General features: G+C 31.1%; 25 protein-coding genes and 1 pseudogene. All 26 read left to right on the top strand.

The features are described 5' to 3' along the window. Positions 1 to 8 precede the first annotated feature (8 nt). On the top strand, positions 9 to 2,402 hold the full coding sequence (locus FGL08_RS08905) for an ABC transporter permease (RefSeq protein WP_171012030.1): 2,394 nt from the start codon (positions 9 to 11) through the stop codon (positions 2,400 to 2,402). A gap of 106 nt (positions 2,403 to 2,508) precedes the next feature. Further along, the gene (locus FGL08_RS08900) at positions 2,509 to 3,003 is read left to right on the top strand and encodes a hypothetical protein (RefSeq protein WP_138210450.1); all 495 of its coding nucleotides are present in this window, start codon (positions 2,509 to 2,511) and stop codon (positions 3,001 to 3,003) included. Positions 3,004 to 3,175: 172 nt separating this feature from the next. Beyond that, positions 3,176 to 4,738 (top strand): thiol-activated cytolysin family protein, encoded by a 1,563-nt coding sequence (locus tag FGL08_RS08895; protein WP_138210449.1) that lies wholly within the window; start codon positions 3,176 to 3,178, stop codon positions 4,736 to 4,738. A 211-nt stretch (positions 4,739 to 4,949) separates the two neighbouring features. Continuing rightward, positions 4,950 to 5,387 (top strand): GNAT family N-acetyltransferase, encoded by a 438-nt coding sequence (locus FGL08_RS08890; protein ID WP_171012029.1) that lies wholly within the window; start codon positions 4,950 to 4,952, stop codon positions 5,385 to 5,387. A gap of 61 nt (positions 5,388 to 5,448) precedes the next feature. Further along, entirely contained in the window at positions 5,449 to 6,783 is a 1,335-nt protein-coding gene (gene rlmD / locus FGL08_RS08885) for a 23S rRNA (uracil(1939)-C(5))-methyltransferase RlmD (RefSeq protein WP_243117970.1), read from the top strand. A gap of 266 nt (positions 6,784 to 7,049) precedes the next feature. Continuing rightward, entirely contained in the window at positions 7,050 to 7,808 is a 759-nt protein-coding gene (locus FGL08_RS08880) for a class I SAM-dependent methyltransferase (protein WP_138210448.1), read from the top strand. A 167-nt stretch (positions 7,809 to 7,975) separates the two neighbouring features. Next, a complete protein-coding gene (gene trhO, locus FGL08_RS08875) occupies positions 7,976 to 8,914 on the top strand; it encodes an oxygen-dependent tRNA uridine(34) hydroxylase TrhO (RefSeq protein ID WP_138210447.1) in 939 nt (312 codons plus the stop codon). A 256-nt stretch (positions 8,915 to 9,170) separates the two neighbouring features. Continuing rightward, positions 9,171 to 9,524 carry a zinc-ribbon domain-containing protein gene (locus FGL08_RS08870; protein WP_138210446.1) on the top strand — a complete coding sequence of 118 codons (354 nt, stop codon included), beginning with the start codon at positions 9,171 to 9,173 and terminating at the stop codon, positions 9,522 to 9,524. Positions 9,525 to 9,700: 176 nt separating this feature from the next. Next, a complete protein-coding gene (locus FGL08_RS08865) occupies positions 9,701 to 10,843 on the top strand; it encodes a 1-propanol dehydrogenase PduQ (RefSeq protein WP_138210445.1) in 1,143 nt (380 codons plus the stop codon). 63 nt (positions 10,844 to 10,906) lie between these two features. Continuing rightward, positions 10,907 to 11,614, top strand: a pseudogene (pduB, locus tag FGL08_RS08860) (propanediol utilization microcompartment protein PduB); the annotation flags it as partial. Between the two features lie 152 nt (positions 11,615 to 11,766). Then, positions 11,767 to 12,597 (top strand): MerR family transcriptional regulator, encoded by an 831-nt coding sequence (locus FGL08_RS08855; RefSeq protein ID WP_138210443.1) that lies wholly within the window; start codon positions 11,767 to 11,769, stop codon positions 12,595 to 12,597. 582 nt (positions 12,598 to 13,179) lie between these two features. Continuing rightward, complete coding sequence (locus tag FGL08_RS08850; RefSeq protein ID WP_138210442.1) at positions 13,180 to 14,274, top strand: DMT family transporter; 1,095 nt, start codon at positions 13,180 to 13,182, stop codon at positions 14,272 to 14,274. Next, a complete protein-coding gene (locus FGL08_RS08845; protein ID WP_138210441.1) occupies positions 14,275 to 14,541 on the top strand; it encodes a hypothetical protein in 267 nt (88 codons plus the stop codon). 172 nt (positions 14,542 to 14,713) lie between these two features. Further along, positions 14,714 to 15,010 carry a BMC domain-containing protein gene (locus FGL08_RS08840; protein ID WP_138210440.1) on the top strand — a complete coding sequence of 99 codons (297 nt, stop codon included), beginning with the start codon at positions 14,714 to 14,716 and terminating at the stop codon, positions 15,008 to 15,010. Between the two features lie 23 nt (positions 15,011 to 15,033). Then, on the top strand, positions 15,034 to 15,342 hold the full coding sequence (locus FGL08_RS08835) for a BMC domain-containing protein (protein ID WP_138210439.1): 309 nt from the start codon (positions 15,034 to 15,036) through the stop codon (positions 15,340 to 15,342). Positions 15,343 to 15,382: 40 nt separating this feature from the next. Beyond that, on the top strand, positions 15,383 to 16,876 hold the full coding sequence (locus tag FGL08_RS08830; RefSeq protein WP_138211311.1) for an aldehyde dehydrogenase family protein: 1,494 nt from the start codon (positions 15,383 to 15,385) through the stop codon (positions 16,874 to 16,876). A gap of 51 nt (positions 16,877 to 16,927) precedes the next feature. Further along, positions 16,928 to 19,483 (top strand): choline trimethylamine-lyase, encoded by a 2,556-nt coding sequence (gene cutC, locus FGL08_RS08825; protein ID WP_138210438.1) that lies wholly within the window; start codon positions 16,928 to 16,930, stop codon positions 19,481 to 19,483. A gap of 147 nt (positions 19,484 to 19,630) precedes the next feature. Further along, positions 19,631 to 20,584, top strand: coding sequence for a choline TMA-lyase-activating enzyme (cutD, locus tag FGL08_RS08820; protein ID WP_138210437.1), 954 nt, complete (start codon positions 19,631 to 19,633; stop codon positions 20,582 to 20,584). A gap of 39 nt (positions 20,585 to 20,623) precedes the next feature. Beyond that, positions 20,624 to 20,977 (top strand): BMC domain-containing protein, encoded by a 354-nt coding sequence (locus FGL08_RS08815; RefSeq protein ID WP_138210436.1) that lies wholly within the window; start codon positions 20,624 to 20,626, stop codon positions 20,975 to 20,977. Continuing rightward, positions 20,974 to 21,420 carry a EutP/PduV family microcompartment system protein gene (locus FGL08_RS08810; RefSeq protein WP_138210435.1) on the top strand — a complete coding sequence of 149 codons (447 nt, stop codon included), beginning with the start codon at positions 20,974 to 20,976 and terminating at the stop codon, positions 21,418 to 21,420. Before FGL08_RS08815 ends, FGL08_RS08810 begins: the two co-directional genes overlap by 4 nt. Positions 21,421 to 21,426: 6 nt before the next feature. Then, entirely contained in the window at positions 21,427 to 22,119 is a 693-nt protein-coding gene (locus tag FGL08_RS08805; protein ID WP_138210434.1) for a cobalamin adenosyltransferase, read from the top strand. Beyond that, positions 22,101 to 22,946, top strand: a complete 846-nt coding sequence (gene eutJ / locus FGL08_RS08800) for an ethanolamine utilization protein EutJ (RefSeq protein WP_138210433.1) — start codon at positions 22,101 to 22,103, stop codon at positions 22,944 to 22,946. Before FGL08_RS08805 ends, eutJ begins: the two co-directional genes overlap by 19 nt. A gap of 18 nt (positions 22,947 to 22,964) precedes the next feature. After that, positions 22,965 to 23,267, top strand: coding sequence for a BMC domain-containing protein (locus tag FGL08_RS08795; protein ID WP_138210432.1), 303 nt, complete (start codon positions 22,965 to 22,967; stop codon positions 23,265 to 23,267). Further along, positions 23,264 to 23,527: a EutN/CcmL family microcompartment protein gene (locus FGL08_RS08790; RefSeq protein ID WP_138210431.1), complete on the top strand. Its 264-nt coding sequence runs from the start codon at positions 23,264 to 23,266 to the stop codon at positions 23,525 to 23,527. The genes FGL08_RS08795 and FGL08_RS08790 overlap by 4 nt, the downstream gene beginning before the upstream one ends. 192 nt (positions 23,528 to 23,719) lie before the next feature. Continuing rightward, on the top strand, positions 23,720 to 24,382 hold the full coding sequence (locus FGL08_RS08785) for a EutQ-related cupin domain-containing protein (RefSeq protein ID WP_138210430.1): 663 nt from the start codon (positions 23,720 to 23,722) through the stop codon (positions 24,380 to 24,382). A gap of 20 nt (positions 24,383 to 24,402) precedes the next feature. Continuing rightward, entirely contained in the window at positions 24,403 to 25,113 is a 711-nt protein-coding gene (locus tag FGL08_RS08780; protein ID WP_138210429.1) for a BMC domain-containing protein, read from the top strand. Positions 25,114 to 25,132: the final 19 nt, after the last annotated feature.

Below are 25,132 nucleotides of genomic sequence, written 5' to 3'. Positions count from 1 at the left end.
GAGTTACAATGATAGTTAATAAACGAATTAAGCGAGAATTAAAGACCAATTTCTTTAGATATAGTGCACTATTTCTTATGATGGTATTAGGTATGTCACTTGTTGTTGGCACAGCAGCAGGTGTTGATTCTACAATGTATACTGTTAAACAATCTAATGAAAAGCATAATATAGAAGATGGAGAATTCTCTGTTTTTGTTCCTTTATCCACCATTAACAAATCTGAGTTAGAGAAGAAGGGGGTACATCTTGAAGAAACATTTTATATGGATTTTGACTTAGAGGATAATTCCACACTTCGAATTTTTCAGAATAGAAAAGATATAAATAAAATTGTTATAAAAACTGGTGAACTTGCTAAAAAGAGCAATGAAATCGTACTTGAGCAGCATTATGCTAGAAAGCATAGCTATAAAATTAATGATACCATTAAAATTGGAGGAAGAAATTATATTGTAACAGGAATATGTACAGTTCCCGATTATAATTTCATTTCTGAAAATGCATATGACGTGGCTTCAAATACAGAAAAGTTTAGTATTTCTTTCGTAAATGAAAATGAGTATAAAGCTCTTAGAGATGGTAGAAAGGCAAAATCTAGCGAAGAATATGTTTATAGTTATATCTTAAAAGGAAAAGTAACCCATGAGGAATTAAAAAAGTATTTGAAGGATATGGATTTTGATAAGTCTAAGATCACAAACAAATACATGAAAGAGATTATTGATGACATAGAGAAAAACAAGAAAGCTCTTAAAGATGGAACAAATAAATTGATCGATGGTAGTAAAAAAACAGCACATGGAAGTTCAGATTTTAAAAATGGTATTAAAAACTTAGAGAATCTAACCTATCTATTGAAGGCAGATGATAATGCAAGGATTAATAATTATGAAGATGATGTAAAAATAAATAAAACTACAGCCATGTTTGCAGGGTTTATATTTATGATTCTTTTTGCTTATATAATTTCTGTATTTATTATTCACAATATTGAAAGAGAAAGTTCAATCATAGGGGCTTTATATTCCATGGGATACCTAAAACACGAATTACTATGTCATTTTTTAATTTTACCTACTGTTGTAGTATCTTTAGGTGGAGTGGTTGGAACCTGTATTGGTTTCGCCATTATTCCAATAATGGCTAATGATAGTGCTAGCTATTTTTCTTTTATAGATGTGGTAAGCATATATCCGACTTACCTAATAATATATGGAGTTTTATTACCAATCATTATAACCATTATAGTTAATATTACAATTCTTAGGAAGAAACTTTCTCAGGAACCTCTTAAGTTGCTTAGAAAAGAGAAAAAACAACATATGGTTAATCATATTGATTTAGGAAATATGAGTTTTATTAATAAATATAGAATTCGAGAACAATTAAGAGAAATCCGTGGCAATATTACTTTATTTGCAGGTATGTTTTTAGCAATTTTGCTTATGACCTTTGCATTTAGTATGCATGGTAGCATTACTCATCTTGTTAAGCATACAACTGATGATGTAAAATTTAAATATATGTATATGCTTAAATTTCCACCAAAAGAGATACCAAAAGGGGGGACAGCTTGTTATACAAAATCCTTAGAGACATATTTTGATTTAATAGATGCTGACATGAAAGTTTCACTACAGGGAATTGATAAAAATAATCCATACTATGACTTTAATGTTGAATGTGATAAAAATGAGATTTATATATCTGATTCTGCCGCTTTGAAATTTAATTATAAAGTGGGGGATAAGATTACACTTAGAGATGGTGTGGAGGATAAAAATTATACTTTTACTGTTAAAAAAATAGTGAACTATTGTAATGGACTTTATTTTTTTGCTGATATTAATCATATGCGAGAACTTTTTTCAAAACCTAAAGACTACTATAATACATTATTATCAGATAGTGAACTTAATATTGATAATGAAAGAGTTCTTACAGCTGTAACTGATAAGGAACTTGTGGAAGGTGTGTCTCTATTTATGGACAACATGAGGGATACCATTTTAATGTTATTAGTTGTTTCTGTAATTATATTTATTCTCGTTATGTATTTGTTAATTAAAATGATGATTGATAAGGCAACCTTTAGTATATCTCTTATTAAAATGTTTGGGTTTAATGATAGGGAAGTAAGAAAATTATATCTTGGTAGTTCTTTTTATACAGTACTATTTTCAACTATTGTATCCATTCCCTTAAGTAAATTTATGATTGATAAAGCTTATCCTCATATGGTATCAAATGTTTCAGTAGGAATGGGTGCATACTTGTCACCATACTCTTATGGTCTCATTACATGCATCATATTTGTTTCTTATGTAGTAGTTAGTGTTTTATTGAGCCGTCACCTGAAAAAAGTTTCTTTTGTAGAAATACTTAAGAATAGAGAATAAAATTTAATAAAACCACTTTATTTTAATATAAATAGCACTTTAATTTTTATTTTAATATTCGATAAAATATTTGTATTGAAATTTAAATAAGAAGGAGAGTTGCAGAATGAGAATACAAGGAAATACGAATTTTTGGCATATTTTTAATTTACACAATAAGAAAAATAAAAGTATGGAAGAACAAGAAGAAGTATATAAAGCTAGGAAAGAAAACCAACAACTGGATCAAGCACTTTATCAACACGATATAGCTAAGGTATATGAAGAGCAGGCGAAAATTGAAAATATAGCTAAAAAGATTGCAAGAGGAGAGAGTTTAACAAAAGAAGAAATGGAATTAATAAACCGTGTAGATCCTGAAATGTATAGAAAAGCAGAAATGGCAAAACAAGAGGGGGAAGAATTAAAAAATAATATAAAACGTGCTAAAAGTAAGCAAGAAGCACGTAATATGTTAGCACAAGCTTGTATGAAATCCCAACAAATGACGCAAGTTGATCCACAATACGGAAGTCTAGTTATGGAAGCGATTAAAAACTCTGCTGAAGATATATTAGATTCAAATAAAATTACACAATATGAAAAAAATCGAATAGATTAATTTATTATTTTGTATTTATAAGAATATTCAGAAAATTATATTGTTAAATAATAGAATATGTTGTATAATAATATAAAGTAATAAACTTCTTTAAAGAACTTATTATTTAAAAAAGTGTAATTTGAAATTTGTATCAATAAACTAATTAAGTACTAAGGGAGGACGACATAATATGAAGATTACAAAGAAAGGCTTAAGATCATTATCACGCTTAATGTTAATTACTATGATAACAGGATTAACATACAATTATCACCTAGGTAGTAGCGTTAATGGGAATCGAGTAGTACTTGCAAATCCAAATACAAAAACAGATAATTTAATTAAGAATAATAGTGATGAAATAGACGAAAAGATTTATGGATTGTCTTATGATCCATATAAAATATTATCTTATAATGGAGAAAAGGTTGAAAACTTTGTTCCAGCTGAATGTTCCGAGAATTCCGGAAAATTTACTGTAATAAAACGTGAAAAGAAAAATATTTCAGATTCAACTACAGATATCTCAATAATGGATTCAATAAATGATAGAACTTATCCTGGTGCTATACAACTAGCAAATAGGGATCTTATAGAAAATAAGCCTAATTTAATTTCATGCGAGAGAAAACCTATTACTATAAGTGTTGATTTACCTGGTATGGGTGAGGATGGGAAAAAGGTTGTTAATTCTCCAACATACTCTTCAGTTAATTCAGCAATAAATTCTTTGCTAGATACATGGAATTCAAAATATTCATCTAAATATACTATACCTACAAGGATGAATTATTCTGATACTATGGTGTATAGTAAATCACAGTTATCTACAATGTTTGGATGTAACTTTAAAACTTTAAGTAAATCCTTAAATATAGATTTTGATTCTATATTTAAAGGCGAAAAAAAGGCTATGATTCTATCATATAAACAAATTTTCTACACAGTGAGTGTAGATGGACCTAATCGCCCATCAGATTTATTTGGTGATAGTGTAACTTCTAAGAGCTTAGCTTTAAAAGGAGTAAATAATGATAATCCTCCAGCATACGTTTCCAATGTTGCATATGGTAGAACTGTTTATGTAAAACTAGAGACAACATCTAAGAGTTCAAAGGTTAAAGCAGCATTTAAGGCATTAGTAGAGAATCAAGATATAAGTAGTAATGCAGAATATAAAGACATAATAAATCAAAGTTCATTTACAGCTACTGTTCTAGGTGGAGGAGCACAAAAACACAATAAAGTAGTTACTAAAGATTTCGATGTAATAAGAAATATTATTAAAAATAATTCAGTATATAGCCCACAAAATCCTGGATATCCTATTTCATATACAAGTACATTTTTAAAAGACAATAAAATAGCAACTGTAAACAATAGAACAGAATATATAGAAACAACTGCAACAGAATACGATAGCGGCAAAATAATGCTTGACCATAGTGGAGCTTATGTTGCTCAATTTGAAGTAACCTGGGATGAAGTTAGTTATGACAAACAAGGAAATGAAATAATTGAGCATAAATCTTGGTCTGGAAACAATAGTGATAGAACAGCTCACTTTAATACAGAACTATATTTAAAAGGAAATGCAAGAAACATTTCTATAAAAGCAAAAGAATGTACAGGCCTTGCTTGGGAATGGTGGAGAACTGTTGTAGATGCTAAAAATTTACCACTTGTAAAAGAAAGAAAGTTATCAATATGGGGTACAACACTATATCCTAGATATTCTATGGAAGAGAAATAAGGCAAATAAAAAATTATAAAATTAGATAAATTGAAGTAATTATAAATATCAAGTAACAGCCCTAAGAGTTAAAACTTTTAGGGTTGTTTTAATTTTTAAATTAATGTTAAACCTATGGATGTGGTATAATTAAAAATATTATTATGAAATGACATTAGGGGAAGGGGATGAGCTACCAGATTCCCAGAACTTATATTAGGAGGATTTTCTAATGAATATAGAAATAGCACATACTACACCATCAGCTAAAGAATATATTTCTTTGAGAAGGAAAACTGGAATGGGAACAAAGGACTTATTAAAATCCGAGATTGCTTTAAAGAATTCATTGTTTATTGTGTCATTATGGGATCATAATAAATTAATTGGTTTTGGCAGAGTTGTTGGTGATGAAGGTATAACCTATGTTGTTTCTGATATTATGGTGGATCCTGATTACAAAAGAAAAGGCCTAGGAAAAGTGATTATGAGAGAGATTGATTCTTATTTAGATAAAAACACAGATGAGTATGCGTATGTATGTCTCATTGCTAATAAACCTGCTGACAGATTATATTGTCAATTTGAATTTGAAGATGTTTATCCAAAATCTTGTGGAATGAAGAGAAAGCAAACTAAAACTACAGATAATATATTAAGACAAAAATAAATAGTATAGAATTATTATAGAGAGAGAAAGTAAATTTAACTACTTAAGTAAAGGTGAGAATATGAGCAAAGAACAAGTAAAAGTAAAATGTATATCTATGGATGAAGATGGTAAAGGAATTGTAAAAATAAGAGGTCAAGAAATTCGCATACCCTATTTAATTAAGGGAGAAACAGCTATTGTTGAAGTAACTCAAAAAAGAAATTTTATAAGTGCAAAGCTTGTTAGAATTGAGGAGAAATCAAAAGACAGAGTTGTGCCAAAATGTAAATATTTTAATCAATGTGGGGGTTGTCAATTACAGCACTTGTCTTATGAAGCACAGTCAAAATTCAAATGGGATAGCGTTGTAAAATTAATGAAAAGATATCATAAGGTTAATGAAATATTGACTATGAAAGAACCTTATTTTTATCGTAATAAAGTTCACTCCACATTAGCATATGATAAGAAAAGGAGAATTATATCAGGAATTTATGAGGAAAATACCCATAATGTAATTCCAATAGAACACTGTATAATACAAGATAGGCCTGCAGATAAAATAACTGCATCCATTCGTGAAATTATGAAGACTTTTAAAATGAAACCGTACAATGAAGACACGGGGCAAGGTTTTCTTAGACATATTTTAGTTAAAACAGGATTCGTAAGTAAAGAAGTGATGGTGGTACTTGTAGTATCATCTCAAGTATTTCCAGGGAAAAAGAATTTTGTAAGTGAACTATTAAAAAGACATCCTGAGATTACCACTATTGTTATGAATGTTAATAATCGTAAAACAAGTGCTGTGCTAGGGAATACAGAAAAAGTGCTATTTGGAAAAGGATATATTGAAGATACCTTATGTGGCTGTGTATTTCAAATTTCACCGAAATCCTTTTATCAAATAAACCCAATACAAACTGAAGTTTTATATAACAAAGCAATTGATATGGCAAACTTAAAAGGAAATGAAACAGTTATCGATGCATACTGTGGTATTGGCACTATCTCACTTATTGTCAGCCATAAAGTGAAAAATGTCATAGGTGTTGAGTTAAATAAAGATGCAGTAAAAGATGCAATAAAAAATGCAAAACGAAATAAAATAACTAATACTCATTTTTACAATGATGATGCTGGTAAGTTTATGGTTGATTTAGCGAGTAATAAACAAAATATTGACGTTGTATTTATGGATCCACCTCGTAGCGGAAGTGACGAAAAATTCCTATCTTCTATAATTAGTTTAGCACCAAAACAAGTAATCTATATATCCTGTAATCCAGTAACACAGGAACGCGATCTTAGATATTTAACAAAACACGATTATAAAGTAGAGGAAATACAACCTGTAGATATGTTCCCGCAGACTAAACACGTGGAGTGTATTGTGAAGATAGTAAATAAATAGAAATTGAATATTTAGTGATATGTTTTATTCTCTCTCAAGCTTAGGTTTGGGAGATTTTTATTTTTGGGAATTCAGCGTAAGTAGATATAAAATTACTAGCAATGTGATTCTCTGTAAGGTATTAATTGTAGTAGTATTTTCTAAGTACGGTTTTCTATGCACCGAGTTAATCACCATTTAGCAAAATAGGAACAGCTCCTTTTCAAAGTTGTTGTTATAATAAATCTATCATACGAATAAATATCAAAGGGGAAAGGTGATAAAATATGTTAAGTTATTATGGTAGATTATCTTCAGAAGTATATGATATGGATAAGCCTATAGGTCATTCTTTTGGGGATGTGGAATTTTACATGAGTAGATTAGAATCATGCAAGGGACCTATTCTTGAACCTGGCACGGGTACTGGCCGTATATTAATACCTCTTTTAGAAAAAGGATTAAATGTTGAAGGATTTGATAGTTCAAAGGATATGCTAAATATATGTAGGAATAATTGCAAGAAAAGAAATTTGAATCCTAAACTCTTTGAAACTAAGATGGAGTCCTTTTCACAAGATACCAAATACGATGCTATTATAGTGCCAACAGGAACATTTCTCCTACTAGATAAAAGAGAAAATTCAATAAAAGCATTACAAAACTTTTATAAGAATTTAACTAATGGTGGTAGATTAATCATTGATATATTTTTGCAAACGGATATTTCAATAGGCACAGTTTCTACAAAGACTTGGGAATGTTCTAATGGGGATATAATTACATTAGAAAATAAAGTTGTAGAGGTTGACTATATCAATCAATATACTATTTCCCATGGGCGATACGAAAAGTGGCGTGAAGGGGTACTTCTGCAAACTGAATTAGAGTATTTTCCATTACGATGGTATGGAGTAGAAGAGTTTAAATTAATACTTGAAAGTATAGGATTTAAAAATATTGTGATTTCTTCAGGTTATAAGTTTGGACAGTATCCATCAAACCCTGAAGAGATAATTACCTTTGAGGCTGTTGCTATTAAATAGAGATAAATTATTACTTCACTTGTTATAAGTCATCATATTTATGTATATATTTACAATAAACATACCTTAGATAGTTGATAAACATTAACAGTTAATAATTGTTATTGATTAACAAGAAAAATTATTATATAATCCTTAGTAGAATAATATTAAAGAGGTAGTTTAATATGATGGATAAAAAATACAGAGTATTATTATATTATCAATTTGTAAATATAGATGATCCAGAAGAATTTTCAAAGGAGCACTTAGCTCTTTGTAAAAGTTTGAATTTAAGGGGGAGAATCTTAGTTGCTAAAGAAGGGTTAAATGGAACAGTTTCTGGTAGCATTGAAGAAACTGAAAAATATATGGAAATACTTCAGAGTGATGAGAGATTTAAAGATATGGTATTTAAAATGGATTATGAGGATGAACATTCATTCAAGAAGATCTTTGTAAGGCCTAGAAAGAGCATAATAACTCTTCTAGAAGATGATGATGTAAATCCATTATCCCTTACAGGAACTCATCTTAAACCAGAAGATTTTCATGAAATGCTTAAAAGAGATGATGTTATTGTAGTTGATGGAAGAAATGATTATGAATATGAAATTGGACATTTTAGAAATGCTATAAGACCAGATGTTAAGAATTTTAAGCAGTTCCCAGAATGGATAGATAGGGAACTTAGTGAACATAAGGACAAGAAAATTTTAACCTACTGCACTGGTGGTATAAGATGTGAAAAGCTTACAGGAGTTCTTATGAATAAGGGATTTAATGATGTTTACCAGTTAGATGGTGGAATTGTAACCTATGGAAAAGATCCAAAAGTTAAAGGGAAACTATTCGATGGTAAGTGTTATGTATTTGATGAAAGAATCGCAGTAAGAGTTAATAATACAGAAGAAGATATTGTGATTTCTAAATGTCACCATTGTGGAAATCCAAGTGACAGATATATAAACTGTTACAATGATGATTGTCACAGTCATTATATATGTTGTGAGGAATGCGAAAGGGAACATGAAGGTTTCTGCAGTGAAAAGTGCAAGGAATATGTAATTAAAAGACCAGAAAGAAATGCTCATTTAAGACTTAAAAGAAAAGCTCAAGAAGCATAGTTTAAATTTATAGAAATTCTAAAGGAAATTATTATTAAAATTTAATAATAATATAGAAATAAAAGCGTAGATGTATTGTACTCAAATTTATGAGTACGTATATCTACGTTTTTTATGTGTGTAAATATATTAAGTTATTAGAGATGTGTTTATCTTGGGTAAATATATTTCTTAAATAAATCTCTTCTTAATAATATTGTAATGAATATGTCTAAATGGTATAATTGTGAAGGAAAAAATCGTATGAGGTGATTAAATGATAATTTGGGGATGGGGAAAAGTAACAAAAAAGATTATTGGATCAGTTTTTCAGAGTTCATGTAACTATTGTAATACTACTGAGGTTTGGAATCTATGTATTGTAAGAACATGGTTTACATTGTTTTTTATTCCTGTAATACCATATAAAAAACGATATTGCGTTGCTTGTCCAAAATGTTGGAGTTACATAGAACTTACACAGGAAGAATTTGAAAAAATGAAAGCTGAAATAAATTCTCAATCCAATAATATTAATGGAAATATTGTTAGTGATAATATTAAATATGCTGGGAAGACAGAAACTCAAATTAATTATTTGAAACAGATGGAGGAGTATGCCGATAAGTAAGTTATTAAAATCCTATTGTGATATTATTGTATTCTTAACGTAATATTGGTATAATACATTAAGAATAGATTGTTATAATTTTTTGATTGTTATAATTGAGGATAATTTCATATTTAAGCTAAAGAATACCTAATTCATTCATATCTTTATATTTTTTCAAAGGAGAGAAAATGTATATGAAAGAATTTAGTATTAGCACAAATGTTTATTTTGGAGAAGGATCTTTAGATAGACTAAAAGAAATTAAAAGTAAAAGAGTACTTATTGTATGTGATAAGTTTATGGAAACTTCAGGTGTAGCTGCAAAGGTGCAACAAAAACTTGTTGACTGTGAGGTAGCTATATACAGTGATATTGTGCCTGACCCATCCGTAGAAATTATTGCATCTGGAATTCAAATGTTACAAAGTTATAATGCACAGGTTATTATAGCTCTTGGTGGAGGTTCATCAATTGATGGAGCGAAGGCCATTAGGGAATATGCAAAGAAAATTACTGGAGGAGTTTCCACCATAGAAGAATTTTATGCTATACCTACTACAAGTGGTACAGGTTCTGAGGTAACAGAGTATGCAGTAATTACAAATAAACAAGAAGGATTAAAATATGCTCTTGCAGATAAATCTCTTCTTCCTACAGTTGCTATTCTTGATCCTGAACTAGTAAAATCCGTGCCTAAGGCTATAACTGCCGATACAGGAATGGATGTAATTACACATGCTATGGAAGCTTATGTTTCAAAGAATGCTACTGATTTTTCAGATGCTCTTGCAGAAAAAGCTTTTACTTTAGCTTTTAGATTTTTACCACAGGCTTATGCTGATGGAAATGATGTAATAGCAAGAGAAAAACTTCACAATGCATCATGTCTTGCTGGTATGGCTTTTAATGCAGCTGGACTTGGAATTACACATAGTTTAGCCCATGCAATGGGAGGCAAATTACATATACCACATGGAAGAAGTAATGCAATGATACTTCCCCATGTAGTTGAATATAATGCTAATTTAAATAAAGAGGCTTTTAATGTTGAATATAGAGTAGCAGCTAAGAAATATCAAAGGCTTGCTAAATTATTAAAGTTACATGCACCAAATGTACATATTGGTGTTAATAATCTAATTAAAAGCATTGTAGAGCTTCAAAATACATTAATGATTCCAAAGACATTAAAAGAGCAGGGTGCTGATATGGAATTAGCTAAATCATCAAGAGAAGAAATTGTTGATGCAGCTCTTAAAGATATTTGTACAACAGCAAACCCTAGGGAAACTACAAGGGATGAATTATTAAAAATTTTAGATAGAATTTTAGAGTAAAATAATATTGGATTTCATGCCACTCATTAATGGGTGGCTTTTTAAAATCAAAAGGAGAATGATGTAATGAGTATGATATCGCCAATATCTGAATTTGTAGGAACAGTAAAATGCGGAGATACAATAGGTCTTGTAATCCCAAATGTGAGTAGTGTTTTGAGGGATGAAATGGGATTAGATAAAAATCATCGAGCGATAGGTATTATAAGTAATAGAACCGGTGCGGGCTCCCAAGTTATGGCTGCTGATGATGCGGTAAAGGCTACTGATGCTAAAGTAGTAAGTGTTGAGCTTCCAAGAGATACAAAAGGTGGCGCAGGACATGGATGTTTAATCATACTTGCATCAGAAGATGTATCTGATGTAAGAAATGCAGTAGAAATTACTCTTAAAAATACAGAAAGAAATTTTGGAGAGGTTTATGGATTTGATACAGGGCATGTGGAATTGCATTATACTGCAAGGGCAAGTTTTGCACTAAATAAAGGTTTTAATGCTCCTATAGGAAAAGCTTTTGGAATAATTGTAGGGGCACCAGCAGGCATTGGAGCTGTAATGGCAGATACTGCACTTAAAACTGCAAATGTTGAACTTATTAGTTATTCAAGTCCAAGTAAGGGAACTTCGTATTCAAATGAAGTTATCATAACTATAACAGGAGACTCAGAGGCAGTAAGACAATCGGTGATTGCTGCTAGAGAAGTAGGATTATCTATTGCTAAATCAATGGGGGAAAATCCTGTATCCACTACAGGCAAACCTTATATCTAATATAGTGTTTATATTGAATTTTATACCACTCATTAATGGGTGGTTTTTTTGCGTATTTTGTTTTATTAAAGTTGAAAAATTATATAATTTAAAATATAATTTAAATTATATTTTAAACTCTAACTAAAAATATAAAAATAGGAGGGGCTAATATGGAAGATGAGCTATATTCAATAGGTAAAGTTGGCGAAATATGCAAAATAACCAAAAAAGCATTGAGATACTATGACAAAATGGATATATTGTCGCCTGATAAAGTAGACGATGAAAGTGGTTATAGGTATTATAGCAAGAAGACTTTATTATCTGTTCCAATGATAAAATATTATAAACAGAGTGGATTTAAGCTTGAAGAAATGAAGACCTTTTTAGAAGGAAAAACTTATGACTTTTTTCATAATAGCTTTAGAAAAAAAATTGATGAATTAAAAGAACTTGAAAGGGAAATAAATTTAAAAATAAGATCCGTTAAAGATTGGGATGACCTTATAGTTGAGGCACAGAATGTAATTGAGAACAATGTTTGTGATGTGTCTATTAAATATGTGGATAATCGTACTTTAACCTTTTTAGATCAAGATTTTAAGTATGATTATATGGATTCTATAATTAATATAGAATTTACTAAATACATAGATAATATAAATAATGCAATAACAGGACCTGTAATTATATGTTTTCCATCCTTTGAAGATAAGATTAGTGGAAAATGCAATAAAATGAGGATAATGCAAGAGGCAATTTTAAAATGTAAAGAGGATGCAATTACTGATTTTGGAGGATGGATGGCAGCGGCTTGTTATCATATAGGATCTCATGAAACAATTAATGAAACATATAAAAAAATAAAAGAATGGACAGAAAAACATAACTACATATGTGCTGAAGAGTCTTATGAAAGATATGTAACAGATTATTGGACAACTAAAAATACTGATAAATTTGTAACAGAAGTTTTAATTAAAATAAGTAGAAAAAAATAGCTTTATAGATTAAAAACATTAACTTTAGGGTAAAGTAAAAAGGCTAATAATGTTTAAAATATGAATAATTAATATTAATAAATAAAGTATATCCGCTTATATCAGTAGAAAAAGATAGTTTTATAATATTTAAAACATTAACCTTAGGGTAAAGTATAAAAGGGTTAAAGTACTATAATTACGGATAATGAATATTATGAAAGAAAATATATTCATTTATTTCAGAAAATTTAATCTTATTAATTGATACTGGGGCATTTTCATGTTTGTTATTTAAATAACATGAGAATGCCCCAATTTTCATGTTTAATAAGTTGTTTATTAAATTTGAATTGTAGTTATGATTATAAGATTATAAATTATTTAAATATTCTTGTGAAATATATGTTGACCTTGCCCTATGGGGAAAGGAATATAATTTACTTAAATAAAATACCTACAAGATGGAAAATGAAAAGGTGTTAAGTAGCTCTAAAATGAAATGTCCAAATTATAACAATCTAAAGCATATTTATTGCAAATTTTTATTTAATAATATAAATTTAAAAAATTATTTTACATATGAGAAGGGAGTTTTATTTTATGAGTGGAAATTCAAAAGCAGTAAGTTTAGAAGCAATTGCTGCAAAGAAGAAATTATCAAGTGATTTCTTCAAAAAAGGTATATCACTAGCTTTATTTTCAGGACTTGCCTATGGACTATATACGGCATTTCTAACTATGGGTATGACTAAAGGTGTTTGGGGTGACTGGTATGGTAATAATACCGCTGGTTTATCAGCTTTTGTTGTAGCATATTTGCTTGCAGCACTTGGTAATGCCATAAATGACACATGTAGTGCAGTTTGGTCACTTTTATATGCAGGAGTTAAAGGTAAATTTGGAGACTTTTTAAGATGTATCAACACAAAGCCAGGACGCATTATGATATTAGCAGCGCTTATTGGAGGTCCTATAGCTGGTACTGCTTATGTTATAGCTCTTCAAATGGCTGGTTCAATAGTTGTTCCAATATCAGCTCTTTGTCCCGCTATTGCTGCTATATTAGGTAAAGTATTATATAAGCAAGAATTAAATAAACGTATGGCATTTGGTATTTTAATATGTGTATGTGCTAGCTTTTTAATTGGTAGTACAGGTTTTGCTGGAGAAGTTTCATCAAAAACTCTACTTGGTATTTTAATTGCTGTTATTGCAGCTCTTGGTTGGGGATTTGAAGGCTGTGTAGCTGGATATGGTTCAGCAATGATTGATCCAGAAATCGGTATTTGTATTCGTCAAGTAACATCAGGTATATCAAACTTATTTATATTAGTTCCTGTATTTGGAATAATGGCTGGCGGAGTTAATATTTCAGTTGATCTTGCTGTACAAGCATTTACAAGTGGTCCAGCAATGGCTTGGTTTGCTGTAAGTGGTCTTCTATCATTTGTTACATTTATGACATGGTACGCTGCAAACAGCATGTGTGGAGCAGGACTTGGTACTGCATGTAATGGTACATATTCTTTCTTTGGTCCATTATTCTGTCTACTAGTATTAGGTGTATATGGTGGAATGGATGGATGGTCATTACCAGTTGTTGCTTGGATTGGGGCAATAATAATGATGATTGGTATTCTTACAATTTCTATGAATCCACTTGATTTATTTAGAAAAAAGAAGGAGGAAGTATAAATGAAACCTCTTAATTATGCGATTTTAAAGTATTTTACTAAAGTAGATGAAGCTTGTGCTGATGATGTTATAGAAGCATTAAAAGGTGAATATGGAAATTTTAAAGCACTTAAAAAGAAGGCTGTAATTAACGCTTTATTAACAGCAGAAGCAAATGGTCTTATAGAAGAAACAAGATTTGATTTAGACGGAAATAAACAGTTAAGAGTTTATTATCATGCACACGCAGAGGGAGCAGCTACAATTAATAAATATATAGAAGATTAATTTTATAATAAATTGTCTAAAGATTGCTACTATAGAAAACATATTGATTTTCATAAAAAGGAAAGAAATATAATCAGTAGTAAGTAAAATGTATGAAAATTCTAACAAGTAATAAACACTAATAGTTAAGAAAAAGTATATTTATTTTAAAAATAGGGAGGGGAACTTTAAAATGAGATACTATGGAGACGAAGCTTTAGGTCTTGTAGAAACAGTAGGATTAGTTCCTGCACTTCAAGCTGCAGATAAAATGCTTAAGGCAGCTAATGTTGAGTTGATATCATATGAAAATATTGGTTCAACCCTTGTGACTATTATGGTAAAAGGTGATGTTGGGGCAGTAAGATCCGCTGTAGAAGCAGGTGCTGAGGCTGCAGCAGCTATTGGTACATTAACAGCGAAGAATGTTATGCCACGTCCTATTAGGGAAGTTGGAAATATTGTTTCAGTACACGATATCGATTCATAAAAAAGGGAGGGAATGATGTACATATGGCAAGATATGAAGCTTTAGGATTAGTTGAAACTTTTGGTCTGGTTTTTGCTCTAGAAGCAGCAGACGCTATGTGCAAATCATCAAATGTTGAGCTTGTAGGATATGAAAATGTTGCATCAGGTTATATATCTGTATTGGTTCGTGGTGATGTTGGTGCTTGTAAAACAGCAGTTGACGCAGGTGTTGCAGCAGTTGAGGCAATGGAAGGTGGAAATCTCTATAGTTCAGTAGTTATTCCAAGACCACACGAAGATCTTGAAAAAATAATACAACGTTATGCTATTGAGAATCTTGTAACAGAATAAGAAAATGAATTTCTAAAGAAAAGGAGAGAGAAAAATGAATATTAATATTATTGATAATGATTTGCTCTCCATGCAGGAAGCTAGAATTCTTGTTGAAAATGCCCGTGAGGCACAAAGAAAATTAGCAACCTTCCCACAGGAAAAACTTGATGAGATAGTTGAGTCTATGACTGAAGAAGTTGAAAAACATTTAAAGGAACTTGCACAAACATCTAATGAAGAGACAGAATGTGGAAAGTGGGAAGACAAATATCTAAAAAATAACTTTATATGCGAATATTTAAAAAATAGACTTAAAGGTATGAGATGTGTAGGTATTATCAATGAAGATAAAGTTAGTAGGACAAAGGATGTTGGAGTGCCAATGGGGGTTATTATAGCGTTTTGTCCCTTAACTAGCCCTGTATCTACAACCATATATAATGCACTGATTGCAATTAAATCAGGAAATGCAATTATATTTTCACCTCATCCAAGGGCTAAAAATACAATTTTTAAAACAATTGACATTTTAATTAGTGCAGCAGAAAATGCAGGACTTCCAGAAGGTGCCCTTGCATATTTGCATACAGTAACTAAAAATGGTTCCTTAGAGCTTATGAATCATAGGGATACTTCTCTTATAATGAATACTGGAGTTCCAGAAATGCTTGATACAGCTTATAACTCAGGTAAACCAGTGATCTATGGAGGTAATGGAAATGGTCCAGCTTTCATAGAACGTACAGCTGATATAGTACAGGCTGTTAAAGATATTGTTTGTAGCAAGAGTTTTGATTATGGAGTTGTATCTAGTGCTGAACAATCAATTGTGGTTGATAGTTGTATTGCATCTATGGTAAAACAGGAGTTTATTAAAAACGGTGGATACTTTATGACAGAAGAGGAAGCTGAAAAGCTGGGTTCAATTCTTTTTAACAAAGATGGAAGCTTTGAATCAGAAATGATTGGTAAGTCACCACAATTTTTAGCTAAACGTGCTGGTTTTAGTGTTCGCGAAGATATAAAGTTACTTATTTCACAGCAAAAGTTTGTTTCTAAGAATAACCCTTACTCGAGGGAAAAACTGTGTCCTGTTTTAGCTTTTTATATAGAAGATGATTGGATGCATGCTTGTGAAAAGTGTATAGAATTGTTACTTACGGAGCGATATGGACATACACTTGTTATACATTCAAAGGATGAAGAAGTTATTCGTCAGTTTGTGCTTAAAAAACCTGTTGGAAGAGTACTTGTTAACACTCCAGGAACTTTAGGAAGTATGGGAGCAACCACAAACTTATTTCCTTCAATGACTTTAGGTAGTGGTTCTGCAGGTCAAGGAATGACTTCAGATAATGTTTCACCTATGAACTTAGTATATGTTCGTAAAGTTGGCTATGGAGTTCGTACAGTAGATGAAATTGTTAAAACAGTAGAAAACAAAGAGTATTCTACCACTGTAGTTTCAAGTGATAAGTTAAATGCACAGGAAATAGATAATTATAAGTTATTAGAGAATATTTTAAAAAAGGTTCTACAAGAATTAAAATAAAAAAATCATATTTAATATATGAAATATACTAAAGAATGCGAGGTAATTAATTTGGATATTAATGAATTTTCAAATAAATTTTCAGCTAAGTTTATGGAAGCTACTAAGAATATGTCTAGTGAAGAACGTGCTAGTTTAATGAAGATGTTTGCTAGTGTTTCTAAAGATATAGTAAATGAAGAACCAGCTACTTGCAATGTTGTATGTGGTGACAATAATGGTGAAATTCCCGATGGAATAACAGAACGTCTAATTAAGTTAAAAGAAAATTATATGAAACACGTTCCAACAATAACAACTCATAGAGCAAGAGCAATTACTAAAATAGCTAAAGAAAACCCTGGTATTCCTAAATCAGTTTTACGTGGAAAATGCTTTAAGCATTGCTGTGAAACTGCACCATTAGTAATTCAAGACAATGAGCTTATAGTTGGAGCGCCAAACGGACAGCCTCGTGCTGGAGCATTTTCTCCTGATATAGCTTGGAGATGGATGGTTGATGAAATTGATACAATAGGAACTCGTCCACAAGACCCATTCTATATTTCAGAAGAAGATAAGAAAATTATGCGTGAGGAGTTATTCCCATATTGGCAAGGTAAATCAGTTGATGAATACTGCGAAGATCAGTATCGTGAAGCAGGAGTATGGGAACTTTCAGGAGAATCTTTTGTTTCTGATTGTTCATACCACGCAGTAAATGGTGGAGGAGACTCTAACCCAGGATATGACGTTATCTTAATGAAAAAAGGTATGCTTGACATAAAGAGAGAATCAGAAGAAAAATTAGCAAATCTTAGCTATGAAAAACCAGAAGATATAGATAAAATCTACTTCTATAAATCATTAATTGATACTGCTGAAGGAGTTATGATATATGCTAAGCGTATGTCAGACTATGCTGCAGAACTTGCTGCAAAAGAAACTAACCCTAAGCGTAAAGCTGAATTATTAAAGATTTCTGAAGTAAATGCTAGAGTTCCAGCACATAAACCAAGTAATTTCTGGGAAGCAATTCAAGCAGTTTGGACTATAGAATCATTACTTGTAGTTGAAGAAAATCAAACAGGTATGTCTATAGGACGTGTTGACCAATATATGTACCCATTCTATAAAGCTGATATTGAATCAGGACGTATGACTGATTTTGAAGCATTTGAATTAGCAGGTTGTATGCTTATAAAAATGTCTGAAATGATGTGGATAACAAGTGAAGGTGGTTCTAAATTCTTCGCAGGTTACCAACCATTCGTTAACATGTGTTTAGGTGGTGTTACTAGAGAGGGACGTGATGCTACAAACGAATTAACATACCTATTAATGGATGCAGTTCGTCATGTTAAGATATACCAACCATCTTTAGCTTGTCGTATACACAAAGCATCACCACAGAAATATCTTAAGAAGATAGTTGACGTTATTCGTGCAGGTATGGGATTCCCAGCATGTCACTTTGATGATGTTCATATAAAAATGATGTTAGCTAAAGGTGTTTCTATAGAAGATGCAAGAGATTACTGCCTAATGGGATGCGTTGAGCCTCAAAAATCAGGAAGATTATATCAATGGACTTCTACAGGATACACTCAATGGCCTATATGTATAGAACTTGTTTTAAATCATGGTGTGCCATTATGGTATGGTAAGCAAGTATGCCCAGATATGGGAGACTTAAATCAATTTAAAACTTATGAACAATTTGAAGCGGCTGTTAAAGAGCAAATTAAATTCATTACTAAATGGACAAGTGTTGCTACAGTAATTTCTCAACGTGTTCATAGAGATCTTGCACCAAAGCCACTTATGTCTATGATGTATGAAGGCTGTATGGAAAATGGTAGAGGAGTAGAGGCAGGCGGAGCTATGTATAACTTCGGACCTGGAGTAGTATGGAGTGGTCTTGCAACTTATACAGATTCTATGGCAGCTATAAAGAAATTAGTATTTGAAGAGAAGAAATATACACTACAAGAAATGAACGAAGCTTTAAAAGCGGACTTCGTTGGATATGAAAAATTAAGAAAAGATTGCTTAGAAGCACCTAAGTATGGTAACGATGATGATTATGCAGATTACATTGCTGCTGATTTAATTAACTTTACTGAACAAGAACACCGTAAGTATAAGACATTATATTCAGTACTTAGCCATGGTACTTTATCAATTTCAAATAACACTCCATTTGGACAGCTAACTGGAGCTACAGCAAATGGACGTAAAGCATGGTTACCTTTATCAGATGGTATAAGTCCATCACAAGGATCTGACTACAAGGGACCTACTGCTATAATAAAATCTGTTTCTAAAATGTCTTGTGAAGATATGAATATTGGTATGGTTCATAACTTTAAGTTAATATCTGGTCTTCTTGATACACCAGAAGGTGAACAAGGAATCATTACATTATTACGTAGTGCATGTGCCCTTCAACTTGGAGAAGTACAGTTTAACTACTTAGATAACAATACCTTAATAGAAGCACAGAAACATCCAGAGCAATATCGTGACTTAATCGTTCGTGTTGCTGGATACAGTGCATTCTTCGTTGAATTATGTAAAGACGTTCAAGATGAAATTATTAGTAGAACTATGCTTAACCATTTTTAATTATAAAAATTTAAAGAAATATATAACTTAAACTTTTTACAATAAATTTTTATAAGGTCTGCAATCTACAGTATTATCTGTAGATTGCGGATTACAATTAAGATATATATTAAAAATCAAAGTAAATTAAACGGGAGAATGAAGAATATGAGTAATGGAAATTTAGGTATAATCGAACGAAAAGCGACGATTTTTAATATACAAAAATATAATATGTATGATGGAGATGGAGTAAGAACTATAGTGTTTTTCCAAGGTTGTCCACTTCGTTGTAAATGGTGTGCAAATCCAGAAGGGTTAATTAAGAAGCATAGAGTTATGTTTAAAAGTAATATGTGTGTTAATTGTGGTGCTTGTGTTTCTGCTTGTCCTGTAGGAATACATACTATATCTAATGAAACTTTAAAGCATGAAGTTAACCGTGATATTGATTGTATTGGATGTGGTAAGTGTGAGAAAGCTTGTCTTAAATCTGCTATATCAATAGTTGGAGAAACAAAAACTATCTCTGAACTTTTGGAAATTGTAGAAGAAGATAGGACTTTTTATGAAATGTCCGGTGGTGGAGTTACATTAGGTGGTGGAGAAGTTTTAATGCAACCTGAAGCTGCTAGAAGTTTATTAATGGCATGTAAGCAAGAAGGTATAAACACTGCAATTGAAACTTGTGGTTATACAAAGATGGAAACAATACTTAAGGTTGCAGAGTTTGTAGATTTATTCTTATTTGATATTAAAAATATTAATTCTGAAAAACATTATGAATTAACAGGAGTAAGAAATGAACAGATTTTAGAAAATCTTCAGGAATTACTTAAAAACAAATATAATGTAAAGATTCGTATGCCTTTACTTAAAGATATAAATGATTCAAAAGAAGAAATAGATGCAACTATGGAGTTTTTATTGCCATACAAAGATTATAAAAACTTTAAGGGTATTGACTTACTTCCATATCATAAGATGGGGGTAAATAAGTATAATCAATTAGGAATGGAGTATCCTATCCAAGGTGATCCAAGTTTGAAAAATGAAGATTTAGATAGAATAGAAGGATGGATTAAAAAATATGATTTACCTGTAAAAGTAATCCGTCATTAAATAAATTTTAAATAGATTATAAGATGGAAGGTAAGGTTTATGGGAGATTTTTCTGATAGAGGTATACAGCGTGTTATACAAGAGACAGTGCCAGGGAAGCAAGTTACTTTAGCTCATGTTATTGCATCACCAATGAATGATATATATGACCGTCTTGGAATTGATGAGACAGGGGCAATTGGTATTTTAACTCTGTCACCTTTTGAAACTGCTATTATTGCAGCAGATATTGCAACTAAGGCTTCTGATGTTAGAGTTGGATTTCTTGATCGTTTTACAGGCTCTGTTTTAATAAGCGGTGATGTTCAAAGTGTTGAAACAGCACTTAATGCAGTAAATGATACTCTACAAAATATGCTTGGATTTACTCCAGCTCCCATTACAAGAACATGAGAAAAAAGCGCATAATGGTAATTGGTCCTTCAAAGTCAGGTAAAACTACAATAGTTAATGCATTGAATGATTATGATGGTCCAGTAAGACCAACACCAGATTTAAGGTATGGTAAAAATACCATTGATGTTCCAGGTGCTTATATAGAAAATGCATGGATGTATAGTCATATAATTGCTACAGCTCAGAATGCATCTCATGTACTTATAGTGGTTGACCAGTCTAATTGTACTGAAGTATACTCCCATGGATTTGCAAAGTCTTTTAAATGCCCAGTATTTGGGGTTATAACAAAATGTGACTTAATGCCTGAAAATGAAGAGAAATGTTTAAGGCAGTTAAGGAACATAGGGGTACCAGAGCCATATTTTCATATTAGTCTTGAAATGGGAACAGGAATTGATGCTTTAAAAAAGTATTTACTTGAAAAAGGTGAGGAGTAAAGGTCAATGAGAAAATTTATTACGGAATCGTATTTGAGGGATTTATATAGAAAAAAACCTTTTGATACCTATAAATTAGAGCAAGAACAGCGCCTTACCCCTGGAGCAGCTCAGTATTTATCTGATAAAAAAATAAAAATTAATAGTGATATCAGTGATACTTTAAAAACGAATAAGAAGGCTTCTGAAAAAAAGCAGTTAGAAGAAATAGAAGAAATGAGAAACAATGATTTAAATTTGAATAAGAGGCTTTGCTTAAAGTTAAAATCTATAGAGGCAGCATTTCTTGTTACTAGTAGTGAAATATTAAAAGAAGACATCATTTTAGCACAAAATATTATAAGTTTAAATAGAAAAATATATAACATTAGAAATGTTATAAGTGGGAAAGCTAGTTTAGAATCTATTTGTTGTAAAGATTGCACAGGAATGAATTCATCAAACTTTACAACCGAGCTTGATGATTGTTTTGAAATAACAGAATTTCATATGCAACTAGAAAAAAGTAAGTCGATTTTAAAGATGCACGCACTTCGTTGTGAATTAAGAGAATTACAATTTGAGATAATTGATACATATAAAAGTGATGATGAGAGTTTAAAAAATAGAATTGAGAGGAATGTTAATTCAATAATCAATTCACTATCCCAATTAATTTGTTTAGCAGTAGGAGGGAAAGAATGTCAAAGAAAAGTGTAACTTTTGAATATTGTGATAAGATGGTTCAAAAGTTTGAAGAAGTTATAAAAAAACCAATTCTTAAGAAATCTTCTGTTTATTATACAGGTGTGGATTTAGGTACTGCCTGCGTAGTATTAGCTGTTTTAGATGAAAATTACAAGCCAGTTGCAGGTGCATATAGGTATGCCGATGTAGTTCGTGACGGTATGGTTGTTGATTATATCGGAGCAGTAAATATTGTTAGAGAACTTAAAGAGGAAATCGAGAAAAAATTAAATACGGAGCTTATTTATGCCGCTGCTGCAATTCCACCTGGAACAGATTCTTTAGATTCTGGAGCAATTAAAAATGTGATTCAGTCAGCAGGATTTGAACTTACATGCCTTTTAGATGAACCTACAGCTGCAAATGCTTTACTTAAAATTGAAAATGGAGCAGTTGTGGATATTGGTGGCGGAACAACTGGAATATCAGTTTTAAAGGATGGAAAAGTTGTTTCTGTTATTGATGAACCTACAGGTGGTACTCACTTTTCTCTAGTTATTTCAGGTGCATACAAAATGCCTTTTAAAGAAGCAGATAAATTTAAAAGAGATAATAAAAACCATAAAGAAATATTACCAGTATTAAAGCCAGTAGTTGAAAAAGTTTCATCAATTATTAATAATCATATCAAAGGTTACGATGTTAAGGAAATTTCTTTAGTAGGTGGTACCTGTTGTTTAAAGGGAATTGAAAAAATTATTGAAAAGCAGACAGGGATATATACTCATAAACCTAAAAATCCTATGTTTGTTACTCCGCTTGGAATAGCATTAAGTTGTACACAAGATATTATAGAATAATAAGGGGAATGGTTAGAATTGGATTTTAGAATTATAAAGTCACCTTCTGATAGTACTAAGGATATTCTTAAAAGACGAATGGGTGGAAATTGCAAATGCGATTTAGAAAATGTAGATGCAATAGGGCTTGTTCAAGGTAAACTTATAGATATGATTTATGCTGCAGATATTGCTGAAAAAGCATTTGGAGTTACCGTTGAAGATATTAGAGGAACATGTCCTCAGCATATGGTTTTGCTTGGGATTTTTGGTGACACATCATCAGTTGAATCAGCATTAGATGAGATTAAACTAAAAATGAAAGAGGTAAAAGCAATATGATAGCTGCAAAACTTGTTGATAATATATGGGCAACTAAAAAGGTAGAATCCCTTAATGGACTTAAATTTATGCTTGCTGAGGAAATTGGTCAAGAATATGTAGGCCGTAAATTTGTTGTTGTTGACATTATCGGTGCAGGTATTGGTGATAGGGTTATTGTTAGTACTGGATCATCTGCTCGTAGGATGTTAGGAAGTACGGATATTCCTGTAGACGCAGTTGTAGTTGGAATAATTGATGATGATTGTAATTTTGCTTAGAATATAATACTTCTTAAAATAATTAGAATGTTTTAAGCAAACATACAAAATTTTAAATAGGCATCTAAAATCTATAACTTTGAGATAATAACTTAAATAGAGTGTTAATTTTGATATGCTACTTATTCATTGGGAAATTGGAGAATGAGTTTCATATATGGATTTTAATATTATTTGAAAGGATGTGAAAAGGTGAAAAAGTTAATTTGTGCAAAAGACATAGAGGCATTAATATTAAATGAACAAAAAGTACTTTATATAGATGGTAGTGAAATAATTACACCATCAGCGAAGGATCTTGCAATAAATAATGGAATAGTGTTTACGACAGAAGCTACTACACAGGAAGTAGATCATTTAATAGATAAAAAAGTTCCAAACATAGACGGTATCGATAGTGAAATGATGCTTAATTTCATTAGAGCAATAATGGACAAGGGTATTCTACAAGAAATGATTGAATGTTTAAAGCCAAATAACCTTCCCTTTGAAGCTGAATGTGATGCTAGTGGACTTAAAGTTGTCAGAGGAAATACAGTAAAGATGGATGTATTTGATACTGGTAATCCAAATGCAAAAGTTCAATTTCAAGAACTGGTAAGTAAAAAAGAATCAAAGATGAGTGCTGGTTTTTTAATTATAGAAAAATCAAAATTTGATTGGGAGTTAACTTACGAAGAGATAGATTACGTTATAGAAGGAATTTTAACAATAGAAATCAATGGAAAGACATATACAGCTCATGCTGGAGATGTATTATTTGTACCATCAGGATCTAAAGTGGTTTGGGGTTCACCAGACAAAGCAAGGGTATTTTATACAACATATCCAGCAAACTGGGCGGATCTTTTATAGAATATTAGGAGGATTAAGCTATGCAAGCGCTTGGTTTAATAGAAACAAAAGGATTACTTGCATCTATTGAGGCAGCTGATGCTATGGTAAAATCTGCAGATGTAAGTATTATTGAAAAAACTTATGTAGGAGGCGGCCTTGTTACAATTTTAGTTACAGGTGATGTAGGTGCAGTAAAAGCCTCTATAGAAGCTGGAGTAGCAGCAGTTAAAATGCTAGATGATGAATTTTTAGTTTCAGAACATATAATTCCGCGTCCTCATGATGAGCTTAAAGGAATAATAGGACCTAAAAATCCGCCAGAAGGTTCATCATCTAATAAAAATGCAGTGTGTGAAGATAATGTAGAAAATATAGGGAGTCTAGAAGCTGTAGAAACTATAGAAAATACAGAAGATATAGAGACTGAAGAAAACCTAAGAGATATACAAAAGGCTGAAACTGTAGAAGAAGTTAAGAATAAGATTGAAGAAAATCAAGATTCAATAGATGAAGACTTAGATAAATTAGATAAGTTAGATTTAGAAAACTTGCACAAAGAAGATGTAGATAATTTAGTAAGCAAAAATGGTATAGAAAAAACCATTTTAGTATTATCTGAGTTAAAGGTTGCTAAGCTTAGAAATTTAGCTCGTGAGTATGAAGATTTTGTAATTAAAGGTAGAACAATTTCAAAGGCAGATAAAAATTTATTAATTACAAAATTTAAATTATATTACGATAAAAATTAGCTATTTTAAGGCTTGTGAA

The sequence above is a fragment of the Hathewaya histolytica genome (assembly GCF_901482605.1).
Lineage (GTDB): Bacteria > Bacillota > Clostridia > Clostridiales > Clostridiaceae > Hathewaya > Hathewaya histolytica.
The sequence above is the reverse complement of the archived record's forward strand: the minus strand, read 5'-3'. Positions and strand labels throughout refer to the sequence as shown.